The 24006-nt window shown below is 61.0% G+C and carries 23 protein-coding genes; 9 read left to right on the top strand and 14 right to left on the bottom strand.

Annotated features, from left to right (window positions below; genetic code table 11):
- Positions 1-208 precede the first annotated feature (208 nt).
- Complete coding sequence (locus tag B3527_RS01645) at positions 209-1237, bottom strand: ligase-associated DNA damage response exonuclease (RefSeq protein WP_290478591.1); 1029 nt, start codon at positions 1235-1237, stop codon at positions 209-211.
- Between the two features lie 115 nt (positions 1238-1352).
- On the opposite strand from B3527_RS01645, the gene B3527_RS01640 reads away from it, so the two are divergent.
- Positions 1353-2582: an Hsp70 family protein gene (locus B3527_RS01640; RefSeq protein ID WP_290478592.1), complete on the top strand. Its 1230-nt coding sequence runs from the start codon at positions 1353-1355 to the stop codon at positions 2580-2582.
- Here the strand turns inward: B3527_RS01640 and B3527_RS01635 are convergent.
- Entirely contained in the window at positions 2577-2840 is a 264-nt protein-coding gene (locus B3527_RS01635) for a hypothetical protein (protein ID WP_290478593.1), read from the bottom strand. The two genes, B3527_RS01640 and B3527_RS01635, sit on opposite strands and share 6 nt — an antisense overlap.
- A 168-nt stretch (positions 2841-3008) precedes the next feature.
- Between B3527_RS01635 and B3527_RS01630 the strand changes: the two genes are divergently transcribed.
- Positions 3009-4562: a serine hydrolase domain-containing protein gene (locus B3527_RS01630; protein ID WP_290478594.1), complete on the top strand. Its 1554-nt coding sequence runs from the start codon at positions 3009-3011 to the stop codon at positions 4560-4562.
- A gap of 3 nt (positions 4563-4565) precedes the next feature.
- Here B3527_RS01630 and B3527_RS01625 read toward each other — a convergent pair whose 3' ends face one another.
- On the bottom strand, positions 4566-5252 hold the full coding sequence (locus B3527_RS01625; RefSeq protein ID WP_290478595.1) for a hypothetical protein: 687 nt from the start codon (positions 5250-5252) through the stop codon (positions 4566-4568).
- Positions 5253-5361: 109 nt separating this feature from the next.
- Between B3527_RS01625 and B3527_RS01620 the strand changes: the two genes are divergently transcribed.
- Entirely contained in the window at positions 5362-7860 is a 2499-nt protein-coding gene (locus B3527_RS01620) for a ligase-associated DNA damage response DEXH box helicase (protein WP_290478596.1), read from the top strand.
- Here the strand turns inward: B3527_RS01620 and B3527_RS01615 are convergent.
- A complete protein-coding gene (locus tag B3527_RS01615; protein ID WP_290478597.1) occupies positions 7857-9518 on the bottom strand; it encodes an SDR family oxidoreductase in 1662 nt (553 codons plus the stop codon). The two genes, B3527_RS01620 and B3527_RS01615, sit on opposite strands and share 4 nt — an antisense overlap.
- The gene (locus B3527_RS01610) at positions 9511-9912 is read right to left on the bottom strand and encodes a thiol-disulfide oxidoreductase DCC family protein (RefSeq protein WP_290478598.1); all 402 of its coding nucleotides are present in this window, start codon (positions 9910-9912) and stop codon (positions 9511-9513) included. Before B3527_RS01610 ends, B3527_RS01615 begins: the two co-directional genes overlap by 8 nt.
- Before the next feature lie 126 nt (positions 9913-10038).
- On the opposite strand from B3527_RS01610, the gene pdeM reads away from it, so the two are divergent.
- The 4 genes from pdeM to B3527_RS01590 all read left to right on the top strand — a co-directional run bounded on the left by pdeM (position 10039) and on the right by B3527_RS01590 (position 13936).
- Positions 10039-10761 carry a ligase-associated DNA damage response endonuclease PdeM gene (gene pdeM / locus B3527_RS01605; protein ID WP_290478599.1) on the top strand — a complete coding sequence of 241 codons (723 nt, stop codon included), beginning with the start codon at positions 10039-10041 and terminating at the stop codon, positions 10759-10761.
- A 219-nt stretch (positions 10762-10980) separates the two neighbouring features.
- Entirely contained in the window at positions 10981-12405 is a 1425-nt protein-coding gene (locus B3527_RS01600; RefSeq protein ID WP_290478600.1) for a DEAD/DEAH box helicase, read from the top strand.
- An 87-nt stretch (positions 12406-12492) separates the two neighbouring features.
- Positions 12493-13482: an NAD(P)H-dependent flavin oxidoreductase gene (locus B3527_RS01595; RefSeq protein ID WP_034816570.1), complete on the top strand. Its 990-nt coding sequence runs from the start codon at positions 12493-12495 to the stop codon at positions 13480-13482.
- A gap of 22 nt (positions 13483-13504) precedes the next feature.
- Positions 13505-13936, top strand: a complete 432-nt coding sequence (locus B3527_RS01590; protein WP_290478601.1) for a hypothetical protein — start codon at positions 13505-13507, stop codon at positions 13934-13936.
- Positions 13937-13939: 3 nt separating this feature from the next.
- Here B3527_RS01590 and B3527_RS01585 read toward each other — a convergent pair whose 3' ends face one another.
- Both B3527_RS01585 and selD read right to left on the bottom strand, forming a co-directional pair.
- Positions 13940-14380 carry a thioredoxin domain-containing protein gene (locus B3527_RS01585; RefSeq protein WP_290478602.1) on the bottom strand — a complete coding sequence of 147 codons (441 nt, stop codon included), beginning with the start codon at positions 14378-14380 and terminating at the stop codon, positions 13940-13942.
- A gap of 67 nt (positions 14381-14447) precedes the next feature.
- Positions 14448-15494: a selenide, water dikinase SelD gene (selD, locus tag B3527_RS01580; RefSeq protein WP_290478603.1), complete on the bottom strand. Its 1047-nt coding sequence runs from the start codon at positions 15492-15494 to the stop codon at positions 14448-14450.
- Positions 15495-15570: 76 nt separating this feature from the next.
- Here selD and mnmH point away from each other — a divergent pair, with 76 nt between their 5' ends.
- Positions 15571-16623, top strand: coding sequence for a tRNA 2-selenouridine(34) synthase MnmH (gene mnmH, locus B3527_RS01575; protein WP_290478604.1), 1053 nt, complete (start codon positions 15571-15573; stop codon positions 16621-16623).
- Here the strand turns inward: mnmH and rnhA are convergent.
- The 6 genes from rnhA to B3527_RS01545 form a co-directional block, all read right to left on the bottom strand.
- Entirely contained in the window at positions 16620-17063 is a 444-nt protein-coding gene (rnhA, locus tag B3527_RS01570) for a ribonuclease HI (RefSeq protein WP_290478605.1), read from the bottom strand. The genes mnmH and rnhA overlap by 4 nt on opposite strands.
- A gap of 38 nt (positions 17064-17101) precedes the next feature.
- On the bottom strand, positions 17102-17689 hold the full coding sequence (locus tag B3527_RS01565) for a hypothetical protein (RefSeq protein ID WP_290478606.1): 588 nt from the start codon (positions 17687-17689) through the stop codon (positions 17102-17104).
- On the bottom strand, positions 17686-18666 hold the full coding sequence (locus B3527_RS01560; RefSeq protein ID WP_290478607.1) for a homoserine kinase: 981 nt from the start codon (positions 18664-18666) through the stop codon (positions 17686-17688). The genes B3527_RS01565 and B3527_RS01560 overlap by 4 nt, the downstream gene beginning before the upstream one ends.
- 9 nt (positions 18667-18675) lie before the next feature.
- The gene (locus B3527_RS01555; RefSeq protein WP_290478608.1) at positions 18676-20160 is read right to left on the bottom strand and encodes a spinster family MFS transporter; all 1485 of its coding nucleotides are present in this window, start codon (positions 20158-20160) and stop codon (positions 18676-18678) included.
- A gap of 28 nt (positions 20161-20188) precedes the next feature.
- Positions 20189-21706: a spinster family MFS transporter gene (locus B3527_RS01550; RefSeq protein ID WP_206992241.1), complete on the bottom strand. Its 1518-nt coding sequence runs from the start codon at positions 21704-21706 to the stop codon at positions 20189-20191.
- Between the two features lie 143 nt (positions 21707-21849).
- A complete protein-coding gene (locus B3527_RS01545) occupies positions 21850-22701 on the bottom strand; it encodes a hypothetical protein (RefSeq protein ID WP_290478609.1) in 852 nt (283 codons plus the stop codon).
- Between the two features lie 76 nt (positions 22702-22777).
- Here B3527_RS01545 and B3527_RS01540 point away from each other — a divergent pair, with 76 nt between their 5' ends.
- Positions 22778-23455, top strand: a complete 678-nt coding sequence (locus B3527_RS01540; RefSeq protein WP_206992243.1) for a Fe2+-dependent dioxygenase — start codon at positions 22778-22780, stop codon at positions 23453-23455.
- Here B3527_RS01540 and B3527_RS01535 read toward each other — a convergent pair.
- Positions 23452-23961 carry a DUF1772 domain-containing protein gene (locus B3527_RS01535; protein WP_290478610.1) on the bottom strand — a complete coding sequence of 170 codons (510 nt, stop codon included), beginning with the start codon at positions 23959-23961 and terminating at the stop codon, positions 23452-23454. The two genes, B3527_RS01540 and B3527_RS01535, sit on opposite strands and share 4 nt — an antisense overlap.
- Between the last annotated feature and the right edge of the window lie 45 nt (positions 23962-24006).

Below are 24006 nucleotides of genomic sequence, written 5' to 3'. Positions count from 1 at the left end.
AGGCAGGTATCCATCTCCTGAAGCTGCCTCATGTGCATGGGTAGAAGTCCCGAGATGGACCCCTGCCTGCGCAGGGGTCATCGGAGGAGAATGATCTCTATCCCACAAACCGTATCCTCGGCGCATGCCGGCGTCTCCTGCCGAAGCCAGACGGAGCCAGCCGGGCGAGACTCCGGCATGCGCCGGAGAGGCGAAACAACCTCTCAACTCACCCCATCTCTTCCTCATAGCCGACCATGCGCAGCGGCTTGGCGCGGCGGCCTTCGAGTTCGGCCCAGCGGACGAGGGCGTCTTCGCGGCCATAGGTGATCCAGAGTTCCTGCGGGTCGACTTCGCGGACCGTGTCGGTCAGCTCGTCCCAGTCGGCATGGTCGGAGATGACCAGCGGCAGTTCGACGCCGCGCTGTTTGGCGCGCTGTTTCACGCTCATCCAGCCAGACGCAAAGCCGATCACCGGATCGGGGAAGCGCTGGGCCCATTTGCCTTCAAAGGCGCCGGGCGGAGCAATGACGATCTCTCCACGGAAGGCTTCGCGCGCGGCCTTTGACCGGTCTTCCAGCGTGGCGGGGCGCAGCTCTCCCAGCGTGACGCCGGCCGCCTCATACACTTCGCACAGCTTTTCCAGGCTGCCATGAATGTAGATGGGCCGGTCATGCCCGGCGAGGCGCAGATGCTTGATGACGCGCTGGGCCTTGCCCAGGGAGTAGGCGCCAATGCAATGGGTGCGGTCCGGATTGTCTGCGACCGAGCGCATCAGACGGTCAATCTCGTGTTCCGTGGGCGGATGGCGGAAGACAGGCAGGCCGAAGGTCGCCTCGGAAATGAAGACATGCGTGTTCTCGACCGGTTCGAACTGGGGACAGGTCGGATCCCAGCGGCGTTTGTAGTCGCCGGTAAAGACCATGCGCAGGCCCTTGTGCTCGACCACGACCTGCGACGAGCCGAGGATGTGGCCCGCCGGGGAGAGCCAGACCGTGACGCCATTGATCTCGATCGCCTCGCCATATTCGACCGCTTGTGTCTGCTTGGCGAAACTGTCGCCATAACGCGCGGCCATGATGGACAGCGTGTGGGGATGGGCGAGCACTTTGCCATGGCCGCCGCGCGCATGATCGGAATGGCCGTGGCTGATGACGGCCCGGTCCACCGCGCCGCGCACAGGGTCCAGATAGAAATCGCCCGGCGGGCAATAGAGGCCTTTGGGGGTCGGGTGGAGCAGGAGGTCTGGCCGCAGCATGCCTGTAATGTAGGCGGTGTGGCCGAACGGGGAAGGGGCTGGGTGTGGCCTCTTCCGAAATGCCGGCAGCTGGGGTAGGCGACGGGGTCGCAATTCAGACGTCCGGGAGTCCCTCATGCAGATCGGCATCGATTTCGGAACATCGAACACATCGATTGGATATTCCGGGCCACAGGGCATCCGCCTGATCGAGTTGGAGCCGGACGCGACGTCGATTCCGACAGCGGTGTTTTATGGGCTGGCCTCCGGAGAGTATGCCATCGGGGCCGAAGCCGTGGCGGCCTATGAAACGGGCGAGGAAGGCCGGCTGATGCGGTCGATCAAGTCCGTGCTCGGCTCGTCCCTGATTGATGAGACGACCGATGTTGGCCGCCGTCGCTTGCCGTTCCGGGACGTGATCGCGCATTTCCTGCGCCGGGTGATCGCCCGGGCGGAAGCCGAGACAGGCGAGCGGGTGGAGTCAGTCGTGCAGGGGCGACCGGTCTCGTTCAATGACCGGGATGCCGACCTTGACCGACGCGCGCAGGCGATCCTGGAATCCTGTCTGCGTGATGCTGGCGTGGCGCATGTGGAGTTCCTCGATGAGCCGGTGGCGGCGGCACGTTCGGTGAGCTTTCCGAGCGGTCGGGAAAAGCTGGTCTTCGTCGTGGATATCGGCGGCGGTACATCGGATTTCTCGGTCGTGCGCATCGCGCCGGACAATGACGGTTTTGATGTGCTGGGCAGTACCGGCCTTTATGTGGGCGGCAATGATTTCGACCAGAAGCTGAGCTTTTTCGAGCTGTCGCGGCTGCTCGGGCACGGCGAGACGCTGGAGCTGAACGGCTTGCCGGTGCCGTCTGCGCCGTATTCGATCCTGTCGGACTGGAAAAGCCTGAACAAGCTCTATGCCCGGGACGTGCAGAAGCGGATCGGCTGGATGGTGCAGAACAGCCCGAACAGCCAGGCGATCCGGGCCTTCGACCATCTTGTGCGCCACCATGAAGGCCACGCCTATGCGAAGCGGACCGAACAGATCAAGATTGACTTGAGCGACACCGACCAACAGGCTTTCGTCTATGACACTCCCGATTTGCGGCTGGAGCGTGTGGTAGAGCGCCAAGCGTTCGAGGGCCTGATTGACGAAGCCGTGTCACAGATGGATGCGGTGGCAGTGGATTGCCTGGACAAGGCGGGTGTGTCACCGGACCAGATCACCGACATTGTCATGGTGGGCGGGTCGACCTTCATTCCGCTGGTGCAGGCCCGGTTGGCGGGGCGGTTTGGCAATGCTGTGGTCTCTGAGAGTGACCGCTTCGGCGCCGTTGCCAAGGGCCTGGCGGTACATGGGCAGCGCAATCTATGACAGGCGTGTGCAAAAGGTCGGCCTTTCGCCCGGGATGATCAGGCAGCGATAAAGGGCCGGCCCGCTTTTCAGAAACAGGAAGTCGTCATTGACGTGTTCCAGGTCAAACCCTGCATCCAGCAGATCCTGAAGAGGTGCCCTGTCGGACAGGATCGCGGTAGAAGTGACGGACGGAGCGGTCGCAGGCATTTGCGTGCATGCACAAAGCGTAAGCGCAGCAGCGGTCAATGAGGCGAGGACGGAAGCACGTAACTTCATGTTGTTTCCTTCTCCAGACGATTTCGATTTCCCGCTATGATAGCGCGCTGTGCGCTTAAAGGAAGAAGTTTCGAAAAACATATCTAAACTGAGTCGAAAGCTGTCCCGCCACACTTGCGACACGGTCATCTGTGCATAAAGTCAGGCCGATCCAGAGGAGAATCACGCATGCGCGCAATCCGGAAATGTCTCGTATCCCTGTCTGCGCTGGCTGTGCTGGCCACGCCTGCTCTGGCTGAAGAGGGCGGATCGACACAGGCGCTGGATGATGCGCTGGCGGCCGGCTACAAGGCCGGGTTCATCTGCTCGTCCACCTTCAATGCGGGGCAGACGCTGGAGGAAATCCGCCAGAACGAGTTGTCGGGCATTTATCCCGACTACCAGCGCAGCTTCGACAAGCTGCCGGACGCGATGATCGACCCTGTGCGCAAGCTGGTTTCGGTGACCTATTCCAACACGATGCCGCCGCGCATGGCGGCCTGGCGTCCCGGTTTCGGCTGTACCCAGCTGCCGGTGGGCGCAGAAGAGGGCGCACTGAACTTCCTGCCGCGCTTTGCCGCCTGGCCGGACTTCACCGGCGAGGACCGGGGCAGCGCCATCGGCTCAAATGTTAAGGTGCAATTGCGCATCGAAGAAGCCGAGCGCCTCGAAGCGCCGGTCTCGTTTGCTTTCGACGAGCGTAGCTATGGCAATGGCACACGCACCAGCGCCGTGGTTGTCGTGAAGGACGGACAGGTCGTGGCCGAGCGCTATGCTCGCGGCATTGATCATGAGACGCCGCAGCGGACCTGGTCGGTGGCAAAATCGATTTCTGCGACGATCCTCGGCGCAGCCCGGCGGAACGGGCATATCGATCTTGATTACCCGGCCGTCATCGCCGACTGGAACAATGGCGCGGACCCGCGCCGCGAGATCACGTTGCGCGACCTGCTGCAGATGGTGAGCGGGCTCGACAGTGGTGAAACCGGTTCGCGCACGGACCGGATCTATTTTGGCGGCGGACGAGTGGTCGATCAGGCCGCCTCGAAAGTTATGGAAGCCAAGCCGGGCACGCGGTTCAAGTATTCCAACAATGACACGCTGATCGCGATGCGCTCATTCCGGGAATCTCTGGGCGCGGATGATTCCTATCATCGCTTCCCGTATGAAAAGCTGCTGCACAAGATCGGGGCGGTTCACACGACGCTGGAAGTGGACTGGAATGGTGACTTCGTTTCGTCCAGCCAGGTCTGGTCTACGGCGCGCGACCTCGCCCGGGTCGGCCAGCTCTACCTGCAGGACGGTGTGTGGGGCCATGAGCGCCTGCTGCCTGAAGGCTGGGCACAATTCGTTTCGGCCCCCGGACCAGCACAGCCAACCAGCGGACCCGGCTATGGTGCGCAATTCTGGCTGATGAATAATGCCGAGGGTATTCCGGCGGGCACCTATTACATGGCGGGCAATCGCGGCCAGTATGTCGTGATCGTGCCAAGCATGAACGCCGTCATTGTGCGGCGCGGCTTTGATGTGATTGGCGGGGCGCGGTTTGATATCAACGCGTTCACGCGCGACGTGCTGCTCAGCCTGCAGGCGGCAGAGGACGCCCGCGCTGAAGAAGCGGCCCAGCGCGAGCAGATCGAGTTGGAAATCCAGGCCACAATCGATGCGCGCCGGGCCCGCTCTGATCGCGCGAAGGATGCCATCCGCGCAGAAATCCTCGAAAAGTACGGCCTCGAGGAATAGCGCCTATCTGGAGCCGGTCCCGGAATTCGGGATCGGCGTCAGGTTCGAGATGAGCTGCCGGTCGGACTGGCTGAAGCTTTTCATCATGGCGGAGCCTTCGACAGTCACATCAAGACTGGCCACATGGGTGCGACCATCCGGGGCGCGGTCGCACGCGACTTTCATTTCGAACTGTTTGATCTTCGCGACAGGCATTGGCTTGAACGGCTTTTCCGCCACCATTTCATAATTGAGGATGCCGGGGGCAGTTTTGTCCACGACGACTTTTCCGATGAGGTGCTTGTAGACCTTGTCCATGTCGTCTGGCTCTGCGCCGGGCTTTGGCCGAAAGCTGTAGGTGGCGGTGGTGTCCGTTTCACTGACAAGTTTTGCATCGGCGGCGGGAATGTTCTCGGCAAAATCCTGACACCAGATTTCGCCGTCCGTATTGGCTTTCATGTTTTCGACCCGCTTGGCGAAGTCTTCGCTCCAGTCTTCAGGCTCAGGTGAGATCACGCTGAGGCGCTTGCCTTCCGGCTGGCTTGGATCGACCCGCATGAGCGCGTCCACCTCGTCACTGGAAAGCGTCAGATCAAACGCATAAAGCGGGCCGTCGGCAGAGGCGGAGAGGGCTTGTTCCAGGGGTGATTGGGCAATGGCAGGGGCCGCAAGCGCGATCAGGCTGACGGAGACGGCAAAGGAGCGGAACATGGCGGGCCTCATGATAGTTGTCTGAAAAAGAGGTTTGGCCTGAGGCAAGCTGAACGCATAGTGAAAGCAAGCCGATTACTGCAATTCTTGCGAGATTTTAATTTCAATCATGGCTGATTCCGCCGTTTCCCCATTCTTCTTGCCAGAACCGTTCGAGGCCTGGTTTGCCGGGCGTGGCTGGAAGGCGCGGCCGCACCAATTGGCGCTTGCCGAGAAGTCGCTGAAGGGCGAAAGCGCGCTTCTGATCGCGCCGACCGGCGGCGGCAAGACGCTGGCGGGCTTTCTGGGCAGCCTGATCGAACTGAGTGAGCGTAAGCGGGCGGCAAACTCTGACCGGCCTGCTTTGCACACGCTCTACATCTCTCCGCTGAAGGCGCTGGCAGCAGATGTGCAGCGCAACCTGATGGGGCCGGTCGAGGACATGGGGCTGGGCATCAGGATCGAAAGCCGGACGGGGGATACGCCTTCCCATGTGCGTCAGCGCCAGAGACGGACGCCGCCGGACATATTGCTGACCACGCCGGAACAGCTCGCGCTTTTTCTTGCCTCCGATCATGCCAAGGAATTCTTTGCCGACCTCAAATGCGTGATTGTGGACGAGATCCATGCGATGGCGGCCTCGAAGCGCGGCGACCTTTTGGCGCTCGGCCTTGCGACGCTGGCAAGCTGGGCTCCAGCCTGCCGCTTCATTGGCTTGTCTGCGACGGTGCGCGAGCCGCAATCTCTGGCCGACTGGCTGGATGTTCGCTCCGGCGCGGGGGAGGTACGTGTCCTGACCGCCGAGGGAGGTGTCTCGGCGGATGTGGATATCCTGATCTCGAAACAGCGAATTCCGTGGTCGGGGCATTCCGGGCGATTTGCCGTGCCGGAAGTGTATGAGGCCATCAAGAAGGCGACGATGACGCTCGTCTTCGTCAATACGCGCAGCCAGGCCGAGCTGATGTTTCAGGAGCTGTGGCACGCCAATGAGGACGGGCTGCCGATTGCGTTGCATCATGGCTCACTCGCGCGGGAACAGCGCACCAAGGTCGAGGCGGCGATGGCGGCTGGCGCCCTGAAGGCGGTGGTCTGTACGTCCACGCTCGATCTCGGCATCGACTGGGGCGAGGTGGACCTCGTGATCCAGATGGGCGCGCCGAAAGGGGCCGCGCGCCTGATCCAGCGCATCGGCCGGGCCAATCATCGGATGGATGAAGCCAGCCGGGCCGTCCTTGTGCCAACGAACCGGTTTGAAGTGCTGGAGTGCCGTGCGGCAGAGGCAGCGGTCGAGGCCGGCGAGATTGACGGGGAAGGGGTCCGCGAGGGCTCGCTGGATGTGCTGGCGCAGCATGTCATGGGCCGGGCGTGTGGCGACGGATTCCGTCTGGAGGAACTCTATGAGGATATTATCCGAGCCGCACCCTATGCGTGGCTCGACTGGGAGACCTATGAGCGGATCGTCGATTTCGTGGCGAGCGGGGGCTATGCGCTGAAGACCTATGACCGGTTCCACCGTATTGTACGTCGCCCGGACGGGGTATGGGTGGCGCGCACGGCGCGCGACGCGCAGGCCCACCGGATGAATGTCGGCGCAATTGTGGAATCGCCCATGCTGGCCGTGCGGCTGGCGCAATTCATCGGCAAGGAAAAGCCGGGCGAAAAGCGCAGCGTGCGGGCCGGACTCAAGCTGGGCGAGATGGAGGAGTATTTCCTCTCCACCTTGACGCCGGGGGACACATTCCTGTTCGCAGGCGAAGTGCTGCGGCTTGTCGGCGTGGAGGGCATGGACGCGCTGGTCGTGCGCGCTGTTGGGGATCGGCCGGCGATACCGTCCTATAATGGCGGCAAGTTCCCGCTGACGACGTTTCTGGCTGACCGCGTCCGCAAGATGATTCATGACCCGGCGCAATGGGAAGGCCTACCAGACCCTGTGCGCGAATGGTTCGAGATCCAGAAACTGAAATCGGAAATTCCGCCGCCAGATCATTTGCTCGTGGAAACCTTCCCCCGCGGCGACCGGCATTACCTCGTCTGCTATCCCTTCGAGGGACGGTTGGCGCACCAGACGCTCGGCATGTTGCTGACGCGGCGGCTGGAGCGGATGGGCGCAAAACCCACCGGTTTCGTCGCCAGTGAGTATGCAATGGCGGTGTGGGGCATGGAGGACATGTCCGAAGTGGACATGGACGCACTGTTCCATCCGGACATGATGGGTGACGATCTTGAAAGCTGGCTGGATGAGAGCGCGCTGATGAAGCGGACCTTCGGTCATTGCGCCCAGATTTCCGGCCTGATCCACCGCAACCTTCCCGGCAAGGAGAAGAACTCACGGCAGGTGAGTTTTTCCTCCGACCTGATCTATGACGTGCTGCGCAGCCATGAGCCGGACCATATCCTGCTGCAAGCCGCCCGGCAGGACGCGGCGACGGGCCTGCTCGATGTGCGCCGCCTGTCAGATGCCTTGGTGCGGATCCGTGACAAGATCGACCATCAGGCGCTCACCAAGATCAGCCCCTTCGCCGTACCCGTCATGCTGGAAATCGGCAAGGAACCGGTTTCAGGCGCATCCGTGCAGGACGCCATCCTGGGCGAAGCGGAGGCCGATCTGGTCAGAGATGCTATGAGTTAGGCGGCCGGGCGCAGCCATCCTTTGTAGTGGGCAACAAGTCCTGCGAAGGAGTGATAGATCGCGACGTCAAACTGACAGGAGCCGTCTGGCAGGACAGTTTCCCGAGTGTTGCTGACAGGTAGGAGGAAGCGGGGAAGAGGGACTCCTAGGAACCGGGCTCGCATGACCGGAAACTCTAATTGGTTTTCGCCTGCCAGCAGCCTGATCGAGAAGTCCAGTACGCCGAAACGTTCACGGATAATCCCGCTATCGTCTTTTTCGACGCGGCGCAGGTGAGATGAGAACCGATGTGTCCCGAACTGGCGGGTCCACATTTCTCCGTTCCGGTTACGCACCATGCTGACGCGGACGGGTACGTTTCGCCCAGACGGCGGGAAGCCAGCAAGTCTGTTGGCCAGAAGAGCCAGAAAGCCTTTTCCGCGATGGATCTCCGCTTCGCCCTCCCAGACATGCTCGCTTGTAACTGTGTGAAGGTGTTGAAGGGGAGCGGCGAGTTTGTCGAAGGCGCCACCAAGGACTTGCCTGAATACGGGCGTGATTTCCGTATCGGTCCGTCCAGTTGACACGTTAAGGGAGGATAGCGCGTCCTCGGCCTCATCCAATGTGAATTCGCCAAGGCAAGGTCTGGCGCCGGGGTCGATTTGCCCGGTCAGGAGTTTGGGGATCATGATCCGCGCCGGCACGGTCGGAATGTCGGGGCCATCTCCTGCTTCTGCTATAAGTGTCCAGATACGGTTTTCGTGGGTGTCTTGTGCAGTTTTTCCTGTAACGCTAACCCTCATTCCCCCGCGGTCGGATCCGAACGGACGCAGCAGGGTGGCGAGCGGTTGAAGCACGCTCGTCCAGGATGTCAGAGATTTCACGAGCCCGCGAGAAACAAGCTTACCCAAAAGGAACAGTCCGCCATGCATGAGCTTGAGTTCCAGTCCGGCAGAAAACTGAACACTTGCGGCGTCGTATCTTGATGGCAAGAGCGTAAGGTCTGGCGCGCCGATAGGGCTGAGCCAGCGGTTCTTCAGGGGAGGAATGCCCGGCACAGTCAGTGTGATAGAGCGAATTGCGCCCCAGCCGGTCACGTGGCGCCACGCTCCGGCCTTCCAGACTTTCAGGGGCTGACCTGTTTGGGAGAGGATGGATCGTATCACGGATTGCCCGCGAGGTGCGCGGTTGCCCGGCGTGATCGCACTCTCGACAAGCTCTATACTCGTCATGCCTTTCGACAGGGCGTCGGTCGCCGAAGACGACAGGGCCGGGACACTTGAGACGCCAGATATGATGACCACGCCTTTGGTGCGCGCGTCTGTGTCGAGGCTGGCGATGCCCTCGGAAAAGGCCGCATCGTCGGACAGGTCCAGATAGTGCGCGCCGCAGGCGAGGCCGGCGCGTGCAACTCTGTAGGGATCTTTCCCATAATCCTGCCAAGGACCGGCAGCGTCGACGATGACTGCTGGCGCCAGACCGCGCACCTGTTCAGTAAGATCGATTGCATCGATATCAATCGTGTACGGTATGCCGCCGTGTCGCTCGCAAAACGCTTCTGCCTTCTGAAGGCTGCGCCCTGCGACGATGACATCGTATTCATTCCCTTGAAGCAAGGCTGCAGAAAGGCGGCCTCCGAATACCCCGTATCCCCCGATGATTAGTATGCGGCTATTCAATGAGGCGCACCCTGATCTCAGGTGTCGGCACTGGACAACTTTTGCCCTGCAATAGTTTTCGATTGTTCGCGATGCGGCGATACAGCCAATTTGCCAACGGGGAGGGCAGCCAGCGCAACACCATGGCGGCTTTCCAAGGCCATTCCAGGACAGCGAGACTTTCGGTGAAGACGTCGAGATTGCGGTAGTGCCGGCCATCAATACGGAGGAGGGCCGTTTCCATGGCGTCCGGGTCGAGCCCCAGGGCGATATAAATTTTCCGACCTGCCGATGACTGCGCTGTCATCAGGGCGAAACACCCCTCCGGATCGTGTGCAACCAGAAACCTCACGAAGCGCGAACACAGCGCACAATCGCCATCATAGATGTAGAGGTCGCATGTATCCCGGTCCATGAAGTCGGTCCACCTTTCAGGTTGAACTTAGGTTACGTGAAAAGGTTGAAATATGTGTCAATTGCGCGCTGCGGCGTGCGGGTGCCACGTTGACCCCCGGGCCATTGCGGGCCAGATTCATGGTCCATGACTGCTGCCGCCAAGAAACCCTCTGAAACACACCTGCACCTGGCCGGGGAGCTGCTGACACCGCTGCCGGAGGGGGCGTTGTGGTGGGCGGCCGAGCGGGTGCTGGTCGTGTCCGATCTCCATTTCGAGAAGGGGAGCGCGTTTGCGGCGCGGGGCCAGTTGTTGCCGCCCTACGATACGGCCGCGACGCTGTCACTGGTCGAGCGACTTTGTGCCGGGCTCCAGCCGAAGACCGTGATCTCGCTGGGCGACAGTTTCCACGACCGGGCGGCCGAGCTGCGCCTGCCGGAGGAATATGCGCGGCGCATTCAGGCGCTGACATCGGCGCATGACTGGGTCTGGGTAGAGGGCAATCATGATCCGGACCCGCCGGCCCATCTCGGCGGCCGCGCCAGCAAGGTGCTGCGCATCGGGGCGCTGGTCTTCCGGCACGAGCCGACGGGGGAAATCGGCGAGGTGTCCGGGCATTTGCATCCGGCCGCCAAGATCATCGGGCGGGGGCGTTCGGTACGGCGGCGCTGCTTCGCCAGCGATGGCGCGCGGCTGGTGATGCCCGCCATGGGCGCCTTTACGGGCGGACTGAACGTGCTGGATGAAGCGTTCGCACCGATCTTCCCGGAAGGGGCCATGGCCTTCGCATTGGGGCAGGAGCGGGTGTTCATGGTGGCCGCCAAAAGCCTTGTGGCCGATATGCCACGCGGCGCGCGCTGGAAATTCTGAGCGGCTAATATCGTTTGTGCATCGCACAAAAGCGTGCCATATGCCGCTGTAGCAGGGCGAATAGCTGCTGCTCTCGCATTGATCGTTGCCTTTTCCGGGTTCGCGTCGAGTGCGCCAACAACCGGGATGCCGATCGAAAGCAGGCTTCCTAAAATTTAGAGCCTAACAGGGCGCGCGGACTTTTGAGTCCGCTGGGCGCCCGCACATGAAAGTATTGATTTGACACAGTTTACCGAACTCGGCCTCGCCGAGCCCGTCCTCAAGGCGATTGCTGCTGAGGGCTATACCAAGCCGACTCCGATTCAGGAGCAGGCGATCCCGACACTGCTGGAAGGCCGCGACCTTGTGGGCATTGCCCAGACCGGCACCGGCAAGACCGCAGCCTTTGTGCTGCCGCTGCTGAGCCGTATGGCGTCCAATCCTGGCCGCCCTGTCTCCAAGGCAGCCCGCATCCTGATCCTGGCGCCGACGCGTGAGCTGGCCGCCCAGATCGCCGAAAGCGTGCGCGTTTATGGTAGCCAGATGAAGCTGACCACGGCGATTGTCGTGGGCGGCGTGAAGCCCGGCGGACAAGTCCGTGCGCTGGCACGCGGCGTGGACGTATTGGTGGCAACACCGGGACGTCTGCTGGACCATATGGAAACCGGCGCCGTGAATCTGAGCGGTACCGAAGCGGTCGTGCTGGATGAAGCCGATCAGATGATGGATATGGGCTTTCTGCCTGCGATCCGTAAGGTGATGAAGGCCATTCCGACGCGCCGCCAGACGCTGCTCTTCTCGGCGACTATGCCGAAGGAAATCCGCTCACTTGCGAATGATTTCCTGCGCGATCCGGCTGAAGTGACCGTCGCCACCGTTTCCAAGCCTGCCGAAAAGATCGACCAAGCGGTCTATATGGTAAAGGGCACGGCCAAGCCGCGCCTGCTGGCCGAAATCCTGTCTGAGGACGACATGGACCGCGCCATCGTGTTCACCCGCACCAAGCATGGCGCTGACAAAGTGGTCCGCTACCTTGCCAATGAAGGCCTGTATGCCGAAGCGATCCACGGCAACAAGAGCCAGAACCAGCGCATTCGTGCATTGGACAATTTCAAGAAGGGCAAGGCCCCGATCCTGGTTGCGACCGACATTGCCGCGCGCGGCATTGATGTCGACGGCGTCAGCCATGTTGTGAACATGGACATGCCGAACCTGCCGGAATCTTATGTTCACCGCATCGGCCGGACAGCTCGCGCCGGGAAAAGCGGCATTGCATTGTCCTTCGTGGGCAATGATGAGCGCGGATATCTGCGTGACATCGAAAAACTGATTGGTCGCAAGATCGACCGGATTGATCTGGACGAAGACATGGCGCTCGACCTGTCCTTGCCGGAAGAGCCGGGTCCGCACACCAAGCAGAGCCGCGGCGGCGGTGGCAGAAGCCAGGGCGGCGGACGTCGTCAGGGCGGCCAGTCGCAGAACCGTAATCGCTCCGGCGGTGGGGGCGGCAAAGGTGGCTACAAGGGCGGCAAGCCCGGTGGATCACGGGATGGCGGCGATAGAAGCGCCGCGCGTTCCGAATCCGGCGGGGGTGGCTCCCGTCAGGGTGGCAACGGTCAGAAGCGCCGGAGCAAACCGAACAAGTCCTGGTCGCCCGTCAGCTAAGGCCGGCCTGCACTCTTTACCCAATGTCAGCCTTGTTTCCGCGCCGTCCTTCCGCCAAGGATAGGCCGGAAACAAGGAGGATATGCCATGAAGACTGCCATCACAGAAATGTTCGGAATCGAGCATCCGATCATCCAGGGCGGCATGCACTATGTCGGGTTTGCCGAAATGGCTGCCGCCGTGTCGAATGCTGGCGGTCTCGGCATCATTACGGCCCTGACGCAGAAAACCCCTGCAGACCTCGCAAATGAGATCGCGCGCTGTCGTGACATGACTGACAAGCCGATCGGCGTGAACCTTACGTTCCTGCCGGTCGTCAACGCGCCGGACTATCCAGGCTATGTGAAAGCCATCATCGAAGGCGGTGTGAAAGTTGTTGAGACCGCCGGGAACAATCCTGTGCAGGTCCTGCCGATCCTGAAAGAGCACGGCATCAAGGTGATCCACAAATGTACCGCCGTACGCCACGCGCTGAAGGCACAATCCATTGGCTGTGATGCGGTCTCCGTCGATGGTTTCGAGTGCGGCGGACACCCTGGCGAAGACGATATCCCGAACATGATCCTTCTGCCGCGTGCGGCGGATGAACTGGAAATTCCATTCGTTTCCTCAGGTGGTCAGGCGGATGGACGCAGCCTCGTGGCATCTCTCGCCATGGGCGCGTCGGGGATGAACATGGGCACACGCTTCATCGCGACGAAGGAAGCCCCCGTGCACCAGAATGTGAAGGATGCCATCGTTGCCGCGTCCGAACTCGATACCCGCCTTGTCATGCGTCCGCTGCGCAATACCGAGCGCGTGCTGACCAATGTTGCGGTTGAGCGCCTGTTGGAAAAAGAGCGCAAGCTGGGCGCAGACCTCAAATTCGAAGACATTATCGAAGAGGTCGCAGGCGTCTATCCGCGCATCATGAAAGAAGGCGAAATGGATGCAGGTGCCTGGTCCTGCGGCATGGTCGCCGGTCTAATCCACGACATTCCGACCTGTAAGGAACTGATCGACCGAATCATGAAAGAAGCTGAAGATATCATCACAAACCGTCTGGCAGGCATGCTGTCGGGCAAGGTTCCGGCCTGATCCATTCTGAAAGAACTTTCTCATGATCCGTATCCCCCTTTTCGCCAGTGCCTGTCTCGCTCTCGCCGCCTGCGGTATGGGCGTCTCAAGCGACAATAACGCAGCATCTGTTTGCAATACCATGCTGGCGGGGGATCCGGAGATTGTGGAAGATCTCGCCGAGGACGGCGATACGATCGAAGTCTATTGCGGTTGCTACCAGACCCTGCTGGCTGATAAGTCCGAAGACGATCAGGCCGACATTTTGAAAGTCAGCCAGGTCGTGGCGGACATTCGCGAAGATGAGAGCCTGGGCCTGGAAGACGCCGCCGGTCGCCTGATGAGTGATTTCATCGAGGATGGCAGCAGTCCGGCCTATGGTATCACTCGGAGTGATTTCGAAATGACGGGCACCTATATCGATCAGGTTCGCCGTGAGCTGAACAAGGACGACAGCGCCTGCACGGCGTCCTGAATCTCAGGATAGCGCAGCCTCGATCGCGGCAGCGATTTCAGCTTCTGACATAGATTTTGTCACGGTGCTGATCACATCTCCAGAAGACCGGTCAATCAGATAGAGTTGGCCGGTCTTTATTTTGTCCGGGAAGATTTCGCGCATCGTGCCAGCGATGCCGAGGGTCTCTGCGTCTGCGAAATAGGCAGAGTCGTCCCTGGATGAATAGTCGAGGGCGAAGAACTCAGCGCCGTCAAACGGGTTTGAGGCCCGCACGGTTTCGACCTTGGGATCGAGCACCTTGCAGCTGCCACACCAGCTGGCATAGCTCAGGACTGCCAGAACTTTCGTGTCTTCAGCAGGCGCGGTGATTTCCTTGACATCAGCAAGACTGCCGGACGCAGCCACGGATGGGCCACATGCGGCAAGCGCAGCGATCGAGATGGCAGCAAGGCTGAAGCGCATGAAATTCTCCTGAAGTTTGAGCAAGCAGACCTAGCATGAGCGTAGACCTTGTGGGGTCACACTTGCGTTATTCAACGCGAACGCTGGCGGCACCTGACTTTACCCGACCGATGATGGCCGCATCGGCATGGCCGTGGCGGCGGAAGGTTTCCAATACCGAGTGCGCCGCCTCGGGCGAACAGGAAACGAGCAGCCCGCCGCTGGTCTGCGGGTCGCAGAGCAGGTCGGTCTCCATCGCGGACATCTGACCCGTGACCATATGAGATACCGAATCCCAGTTGCGGCCGGACGCGCCGGTCTTGATGCCTGACTGTGCGTGGTGACGGGCGCCTTCAAAGACAGGGACCTTGTTTTTCTCGATAACGATCTGAAGGCCGGCACCGCGCGCCATTTCGCTGGCATGGCCGAGCAGGCCAAATCCGGTCACGTCGGTTGCGGCATGAACATCAGAAATTTCTGAGAGTTCCGTACCCGGCGTATTGAGCCGTGTCGTCGAGGCGACCATTTCGTCATACTCGGCAGGGGAGAGGAGTTCCTGTTTCAGCGCGGCGGAATAGATGCCAATGCCGAGTGGTTTGCCAAGGATCAGGACATCGCCCGCCTGTGCGTTGGAGTTCAACAGCAACTTGTCGGGATGGCCCATGCCGAGGGCGACGAGGCCGTAGATTGGCTCGGCGGAGTCAATCGAATGCCCGCCCGCGATGGGCGCGCCGGCGGCCTCGGCCACGCTGCGCCCGCCCGCAAGAATGGCGCGGATCGTCTCATTGGCAATCTTGCCGATGGGCATGCCGACAATGGCGAGACAAAAGATGGGTTTCGCCCCCATCGCGAAGATATCCGACAGGGCATTGGTTGCGGCGATGCGCCCGAATGTATGCGGGTCGTCGACGATGGGGGTGAAGAAGTCGGTCGTGGCAACGAGCGTGGTTGTCTCGTTGATGAGGTAGACGGCCGCATCATCGCTCTTGCCCGCGTCCACAATCAAGTCTGAATGGCCAAGTGACAGGGGCATCTCACTGAGAATATCCGCCAGCACATTCGGCGCGAGCTTGCAGCCACAGCCGCCCCCATGGGCGAGGGATGTCAGGCGGGGTTCAGTGTGATGGTCGGGCATGATGGGATCCTCTCGGGCTGCAGGCTTACCGCGCCGGGCACTGGCGGGGCAAACAAAACCTGCTAATCGAAGAGAGATGCCTTATCTCGAAACCGTCACGGATATCAGCCCGGAAAACCTGTCGCGCTATGATGCGATCATTGACGTGCGCTCTCCTGCCGAGTTCGCGGATGACCACATGCCGGGCGCCATCAGTCTGCCGGTGCTGTCGAATGAAGAGCGCGCGCGCGTTGGCACCATCTACAAGCAGGAGAGCCCGTTCCGCGCCAATCGCGTCGGTGGCGCAATTGTGGCGCGCAATATTGCGCACCACTTGGAGACCGCGCTGGCAGACAAGCCGAAGAGTTGGCGACCGCTGGTCTATTGCTGGCGTGGCGGAATGCGCTCGAACTCCATGGCGACGATCCTGTCCTCGGTCGGCTGGCCGAGCGGCGTGGTGAAGGGAGGGTACAAGACGTGGCGGCGGGAAGTCGTAACAGGGCTGGAGCATGAGGACAGCCGGCTGCCGGTGCGCCTGATCGATGGTCAGACCGGCACGGGCAAGACGGCGTTGTTGCAGGCCATTGCAGCGGCTGGCGGGCAGGTGATTGACCTTGAAGGTCTCGCCCATCATCGCGGTTCGGCTTTTGGTGATCTTGGTGACGCGCCACAGCCGGCCCAGCGCTTGTTCGAAAGCGGCATCTGGCAGCAGTTGCGTCAGTTCGATCTGAGCCGTCCGGTCTTTGTCGAGGCGGAGTCCGCGCGGGTCGGCCGCTGCCGCGTGCCCCGGCGCCTGTGGCACTCCATGCTGGCGGCGCCGCGCATCGAGATGAGGGTTCCTTCAGACGTGCGCGCAGACTTCCTGCTCTCTGCCTATGAAGACATCATCCGGGACAAGGACCGGCTGATGGAAGCGCTCGCCAAGCTGAAGGGCCTGCAGTCGAAAGAGACGCTGGCCGAGTGGCAGGCATTGGCGGAGGCGGGAGACTATCGCGCGCTGGCGCGCCAGTTGATGGACCGGCACTACGATCCACTCTATGCGCGCAGCCGCAAACGGCGCGAAGATGCGCCGGTAGATATGGTCAGGTTGGAGAGCCTGGATGATACGGCGCTGAAGCGAGCCGCAGAGAGACTGGTGTCGGGCACCTAGCGTCCGCGCGCCTCTTCCGTGCCGCGCCGGGCCAGTTCGTCGGCTTTTTCATTGCCGGGGTCACCGGCATGGCCCTTCACCCATTTCCAGGTGATGTCATGGCGCTGACAGGCTTCGTCCATCGCCATCCAGAGATCCTGATTCTTGACCGGCTTCTTTGCGGCGGTCTTCCAGCCATTGCGTTTCCAGCCATGTATCCATTTGGTCAGGCCGTCTTTCACATAAGTGGAATCGACGTGCAGGGTGATCCTGGACGGACCTTTCAGCGCGTTCAGCGCCTCGATCACGGCCAGCATTTCCATACGGTTGTTTGTGGTGGCCTTGTCGCCGCCCCAGAGTTCCTTGCGGTTGTCGCCTGCCACGAGCAGGGCGCCCCAGCCGCCGGGGCCGGGATTGCCGCTGCAGGCACCATCTGTCCAGATTTCGATCTTGTCAGTCATGGCTTTCAGGTGCGGGGCTTTGGCGGGTCCGTCAAGCATCAGAAGACGCTGATGTCTGCCTCATGCAGTTGTTGCGCGGGCTTGACGATGGCGAGAAAGAGCAGGCCGCAGACGAGGCCGGCCAGCGCACCGATACAGGCGCCGGTGAGGACTGCGCCGAGGCCGGTCAACAGCGACGCTGTCACGCCGAATCCCCCTGTCGTGCCACCGACGAGCAGGGCGCCCCAGATGCTGGCCCAGCGCAAGTAGGGCGCGCGGGCCGCGATTCCCTGATGCGGGAACCTGCCGATGGACAGACCCATGGCCAGCCACGCGGCTGGCACGGTGACGAAGCACAGGATGAAGTTGAACAGGGACATCATCGCAGCCATCTGGATGCCGAACAGGAAGCCGCTATTTGGGCGATCGAACATGGTGGGCAACATGCCAATCCCTTCGAGCACGCCAAAGACAAAGGTCAGGAAAAGTCCGATCAGCGTAACGCCAAGGCACGCCGCCAGGGAGGACAAGAGCAGGCCGAGTTTTACACGGCGGATCTTTCGGTCCTTGCTGAGGGCTCGATAGTCGACCGAAAGGTCAGACGGACCGGTGCCAACCACCTCACCATTTGGTCCGAACTCTGTCATGCACCATAGCCTTCCGCACTCGTCACTTTGCGATGAAAGGCGAGGCGGCCGGCATATTCGAGGGGATTCTTGGGCTTTACGAGGGCGCCCTCAGGCGTCGAGGTCCAGTCCACCATCCGCGTCAGGAAGAAACGCAATGCTGCGCCGCGTGCCAGCAGGGGCAGGGCGTCGCGCTCAGTTGGCTGCAGCGGGCGCACGCTCTCATAGCCTGCGATCAGGTTTGCGCCCTTGGAATAATTGTAGTCGATGGCGCCGCGCCCTGGATTGTCATCAAAGGCCCACGCATTCAGGCAGATGGCGAGGTCATAGGCGAGCGCATCTGTGCAGGCGAAATAGAAATCGATAATGCCGGAAAAGTCTTCGCCCAGGAAAAACGCATTGTCCGGGAAGAGATCGGCATGAATGGTCCCGCGCGGCAGGGTCAGGCTTTTTGGCTTGGCCTCTGCGATATCAGCAAGGGCTTCGTCGATCAGGGCTGACAAGCCGGGTTGCAGTTTTTCGGCCTCGTCCGACTGGCCTGCCCAGAGGCGCGGCCATGCCGATGGACCAAGACTGTTGGGACGGGTCATCTCAAAATCTGAAAGCGTGACATGCATCCGCGCGAGACCTTCCCCCAGACCACGGCACTGGGCGGGAGTCGGCTTTTTCGGCGAGAGTCCATCAAGGAAAGACACGATCACCGCGGGCCGTCCCTCGAGCGTGCGGAGCGCTTTGCCGTCTTTCGCGAGGATGGGCTCCGGGCAGGGGAAGCCCTTGCCCGCCAGATGCTGTTTCAGGCCAATGAAATAGGGCAGGTCATCCGCATTCACCCGTTTTTCGAACAGGGTAAGAATGAACCGGCCCGTCGTGGTTTCGAGATAGTAGTTCGAATTCTCGACGCCCTCGGCAATGCCCTTGAAAGACAGGGCATTGCCGAGATTGTATTCGTCGAGAAACGCCGCCAGCGCGTCGTCTGAAACCTGAGTGTAAACAGCCATGAAGACCGATTAGGCGGTCTTGGCGACCATGTCACGCTGCAGCGTCTTCCCAGCCAGCAGATAGTGGATTGCTGCCCAGCCATAGATCGATGCGAAGATGATAATCGACCATTGCAGGCCGCGTGCGTCGGCGCTGGTACAGGCGGCAACCTGGTCGGCGCTGAGGCTTGCAGCTTCCTTGCAGAGGTCCAGTGTCAGACCGAGATCGGCACCCGACAGCATCATCGTCTTCAGCACTGTGGACAACAGACCGATCAGGGTGGGGCCAAGGCCGAGCCCGATCAGGTTGACGGCAAAGAGCGTGATGGCCACGGCGGTCGCCCGCGTGCGCGCATCCACGACGCCGGCTGAGACGGCATACATTGGCCCGAGATAAAAATAGTGCAGCATGGCGGCGGCCATGAGCGGTGGCAGCATCAGCGCGACCGACGGGCTGAGATAGCCGAGCCAGTAGAGCGGCACCGACAGGCCCATGCCGAGAGCAGGCATCCAGGACAGGGCCGTCGGGTAGCGTTTCGCGAGGCGATCAGCGAGGAAGCCAGATAGGAACACACCAATGGCAGCCATCAGGCCCAGCACCAAAGAGAAGATGAGGGCGGCTTGTGTGAGGGTCAGTTCATGCGTGCGCAGCAGGAAGGAGGTGGAGAAGGCCGCGATCCCGTATCCTGCAAATGAGGCGAGCGCTGCGCCAAAGACGACATGCACATAGGTCGGCTTCTTGCTGAGCTTCTTCAGTGCGGCGCCGAAGGATTCCCGTTCCGGCTTCGCAGCATTCGGCGGATCGGTGTAGCCGCGCGGCGGCTCCTTGACCGTGAGGCCGATGATCAGCGCGAACACCAGGCCGGGCAGGCCGACCGCAATGAACGCAATGCGCCAGCCTTCGAGGCTCTTCCAGTCGATCATGTCTGCGACCCAAGTCCAGCCCCATCCTTCCAGCAGGGCGTGGACATTCTCGCCCGTAACATAATCATTGATCGGGCCTGCGGCGAGACCGGCGCACATGCCACCAAGCGGCACGCCAAGCGCGTAGATTGAGGCGGCGGTCGCCCGACTACCGGGCTTGAAATAGTCGGCGATGACCGATTGCGCCGGCGGCGTACACCCGGCCTCACCAACTCCGACCAGAAGGCGGAAGGCGAACATGGTCGCGAAACTGACGGCAAATCCGCAAAGGACGGTCATCAGGCTCCACATCGTCAATGAGGCCACGATAATCATCATGCGGCTCGTCTTCTCCGAAAAACGGGCAATCGGAATACCGAGCGTGGTGTAGAACGTGGCGAATGCCAGACCCCCGAGCAGACCCATCTGCCAGTCTTCCAGACCAAGGCTGTTGCGGATCGGATCGGTCAGGATGCCGAAGATGGACCGATCAATGAAATTGAAGATGTAGACGATGAGCAGGGAGCCGAGCACATAGGCGCGATATCCCTTGGTGCGATAGCCGGTTTCAAAACCGGGTTTCTCGTCGAGCGCAGCGGTCGTGTCTGTCATTCTACTTGTGTCTTTCCGTCGCTGTGTTTCAGGAATTCATGTCGGCGGCTGGGGAATCGGGATTGTACCGATCCCTCATGAATGAACGCGAAGCCATGAAGTAGCAAAATGCGGCGACGATGAAGAACAAGACCGTCGCGGCCATGGAGTGGCGCAGGCCATTGGCATAGGCGCGGCAAAGCTCAGGGCCTTCCGCGCCGAGGGCAGCCGGGTCCGTGCCGCAGAGGCGCGGATTGAAGGCGTCCGCAAAGGCTGACAGGCCGGCTTTGCCGATTTCCTGTCCCATGAAGAAATCGCTCATCGCCCCGACAAAGAGCGGGCCAATGCCATTGCCGATCAGGCTGACAATCAGCAGCAGCACGGCAATCGTGGTGGCGCGCGACTGTGGGCTGACAATGGCCGTGCCGACCATGTACTGGCTGGAAAGATAGGCGTAGTGCATCGTGCCCGCGATGATCCACAGACCAAAGGCGATCTCGATGGTCGGGGCAAAGAAGGCGCCAACATAGGCGGGCACGGCAATCAGCAGGCCAACGCCCGGGAGCCATGCCGAGATCGTGGAGAAGCGGCCTGCGAGCTTTTCCGAGATGTACCCGCCGAGGAATGTGCCGAGAGCGGCAACTGCAGCCAGCGGCGCGCCATAGAGTACGGCAGCGTCGCGCACATCAATACCATGAACGCGCTGGAGGAAAGGCGCCTGGAAGCTGATCAGTCCATAGCCGACAAAGGCCACCAGAGCGGCGCCGAGCGATAGCCACCAGAATGTCGGCTTGGCAGAAAATTCACGGAAGGCATCAAAGAAAGGGGCCTTGCCATTGCCCTTTGCCGAGGGCGGGTCGGAATAGCCGCGAGGAGGTTCCTTGATGGTGAACATCAGGATGATCGCGATCAGCACGCCCGGCGCGCCGACAACCACAAACGCGATACGCCAGCCTTCCACGGTCGACCAGTCGAGATTACCAAACAAACCCCCAAGACCGAGCGAACCGATCCAGTTGCCGAAATCAGCCCCCTTGATGCCGGCAATCGTGCCGCCGAAGAGTTGCGCAAGCACGCCGCCAAGCGTGACGCCCATGGAATAGATGCCGAGCGCACCCGCGCGGCTTTTCGGGGGGTAATAGTCAGTGATCAAAGAGTTGGCGGGTGGTGTGCAGCCTGCTTCGCCGACGGCAACGCCGACGCGAAAGACGAGTAGCCAGATGAAGCCTGAAGCGACCCCGCAAAGCGCTGTCATGACGGACCAGACGATGATGCAGAGCGCAATGATCAATACGCGATTGGCGCGGTCAGCCCACATCGCGATCGGAATGCCCATAGCGGCATAGAACAATGCGAATGGCGGCCCGGACAAGAGGCCCCATTGCGTATCATTCAGCTGAAATGTGTTGATGATCGGCTGGGCAACAACCGAAATGAGCGTTCGGTCGATGAAGTTCAGCGTGTAGACCAGCATCAGGGCGATCAGCACATAGGTGCGATAGCCTTTTGAACCGAAGCCTGTGATGTGTCCGCCCGTGGCCGTTTGGCCAGCTGTCGTGTCGGTCATCCGCCGAAAATCCTCCCGAAAATACCGGGCGCGTCTTGGCGGCGCCTCTCTACATGTCCCCTACGGTAATGACATGTGCGGGGGGCGCAAGGCCTTACTCTGCGACAGCGTGCGAGCAAGGCCTTGCGGAGGTCAAATTGCCACTACTGGCTCAGCGCCAACTGTACTTCCGACGCCGCAACGGCGAGGGCTGCAGCATCAGCGTCCATTGGGGCAGGGCGAAGCGCGGTCGGGTAGGCTTCAGCCAACAGGCCAAGCGCCGCGCGAATGGATTCTGCTGCTTCGGAATTTTCGGCCGTGATGTCGCTTTCCGCTTGCGTAAAGGCGCGCTCGGCGGCCTGATAGAAGCCGTAGCCGTCCAGATACGTCTCGTAGAAATCAGAATCGAGCGACAGGCGATACATGTCGGATGCGCGATCGATCTGGTCGGAGGCGACATGGGCGCTGACCATGGCATCGGACATGTCGGTGGCGGGGGCGCTCTCGGCGGCTTTGTCGAGCGCGGCAAGGATCGCGTCCGTGCGGGCGTTGATCTGTTCCTGGCTTTCCCCGGCAAAGACCGCTGCAGACGTGTCTGTAAACAGGTCGGTAAAGTCGGCGACGCCTTGAGCTGCAAAGACCGGCTCCATGTCGAACAGGACTTCGGAGACCGGATGCGCGTACATTTCAGCCGCGGCGGTCGTTTCGCCTTTGGCGTAGGCGTCGCGCGCGGCCAGGACGTGGGCTGCAGCAATGGCCAGCGCGGCCTTGTAGACGACCGGGTCGGTATAGGCGGCGTCAATGGTCACACCGCCTTCGCCTTCACCGCCTTCAGTGGCCAGTGTGTTGGCTTCTGCGGTTGGATCCACTTCTGCAGGTGTTTCAGGCTGCGCGATCTCTGTGCCTGCCTCGTCGGCAGGGGCGGCAGGCTCACTGCAACCTGCAAGCGCGCCAGTCATCAGGACGGTGCCCAGACCAAGACTGGTCCACTGCTTCAGTTTGGTGTCAAAGGCCATGATATACTTCCTCTTTGCGTCGATCTGCTATAGCGCTGAATGACGCAAATGCAAATTATTCGCAAGTAGGCGCAACATGCTTTTGACCCTTTCCAACGTACTCGATGAGGCCGACCTGCGTGATGTCCGCGATCTGGTCGCAACACTCGGCTGGCGCGATGGCGCAGAAACGGCCGGTGGCATGGCCCGGGCGGTCAAGCGCAACCAGCAAGCAGATCTGACATCCCGTACCGGCGCGCAGGTTCGCCAGCTGCTGAAGGCCAAGGTGGAGCGACACCCTGTTCTGCGTGCGGCGGCCCAGCCACGCCAGTTCTCGAAACTGATTGTCAGCCGGACCGAGGAGGGCGGCGGATACGGTCATCATGTCGACAATCCATTCATGGGAGCAGGGGAGTCGCGCTTGCGCACGGACTTTTCTTTCACGCTCTTCCTGTCCGATCCGGGCGACTATGAGGGGGGCGAGCTGGAGATCGATCTGGCGGGGATGACCCAGTCCATCAAATTGGACGCGGGAGACATGGTGCTCTATCCATCGACCAGTTTGCACCGGGTTGCGCCGGTGACTTCCGGCAAGCGGCTCGTCTGTGTTGGCTGGATTGAGAGCAGCGTGCCAGATGCGGCGGTACGGGAGATCATCTTTGACCTTGAGAATCTGCGATCCAGCCTGTCGGGCAGGCTGGATCTTCAGTCTCCGGAAATGCTGGTTCTGTCGAAGAGTATTTCCAATCTGGTGCGCCGGTTCGGCCAGAGCTAAGTCATGGCAGTAAGGGTGTCGGGCAAGCCAGTTGCAGCTAGCAGGAAGCAGATGGCCGCAAGAATCGACCCGAAAGTGCGAACATGGTTCCACCCTGTCCAGACGGTACCGAACCTCTTCCAATAGATCGCGGCATCCGGCGAAGAAGGCGTAAGGCCGTCGAGATGTTTATTCATCGGAACGTTGCCGAACATGGTGACCCCGAGCACGGCCGTCATGTAGATCGCGGTTCCGATCAGTATCAGGATCTTTGGTGACCCTTCCAGGCTTTGCCAGGCATAAAGGGAGGCGGCGAGCATGATAGGTGCCAATGCCAACGTGATCGCCAGAAATGCCGAGCGAAACACTGTCCGGTTGATCTGTTGCATGGAGTCGATGCCGCCAGCTGGCGCGGCGCGGATGATGCCTGACATTACGAAATCGGAGAAGGCTTGAAACACACCGCCGACGAGGGCGGTAAAAAGACCGATGGTGAGGCAGGCATAGACAAAGAGATGGGTCGTCATGAGTTTGATTCCTTGGATGTGGCATGCCCGCCGAAGAGGATCAGT

The sequence above is a fragment of the Hyphomonas sp. UBA4505 genome, from assembly GCF_002388685.1.
In the GTDB taxonomy this organism is placed as follows: Bacteria; Pseudomonadota; Alphaproteobacteria; order Caulobacterales; family Hyphomonadaceae; genus Hyphomonas.
Note: the sequence above shows the minus strand (reverse complement) of the source record. Positions and strands in the feature narration are given on the sequence as shown.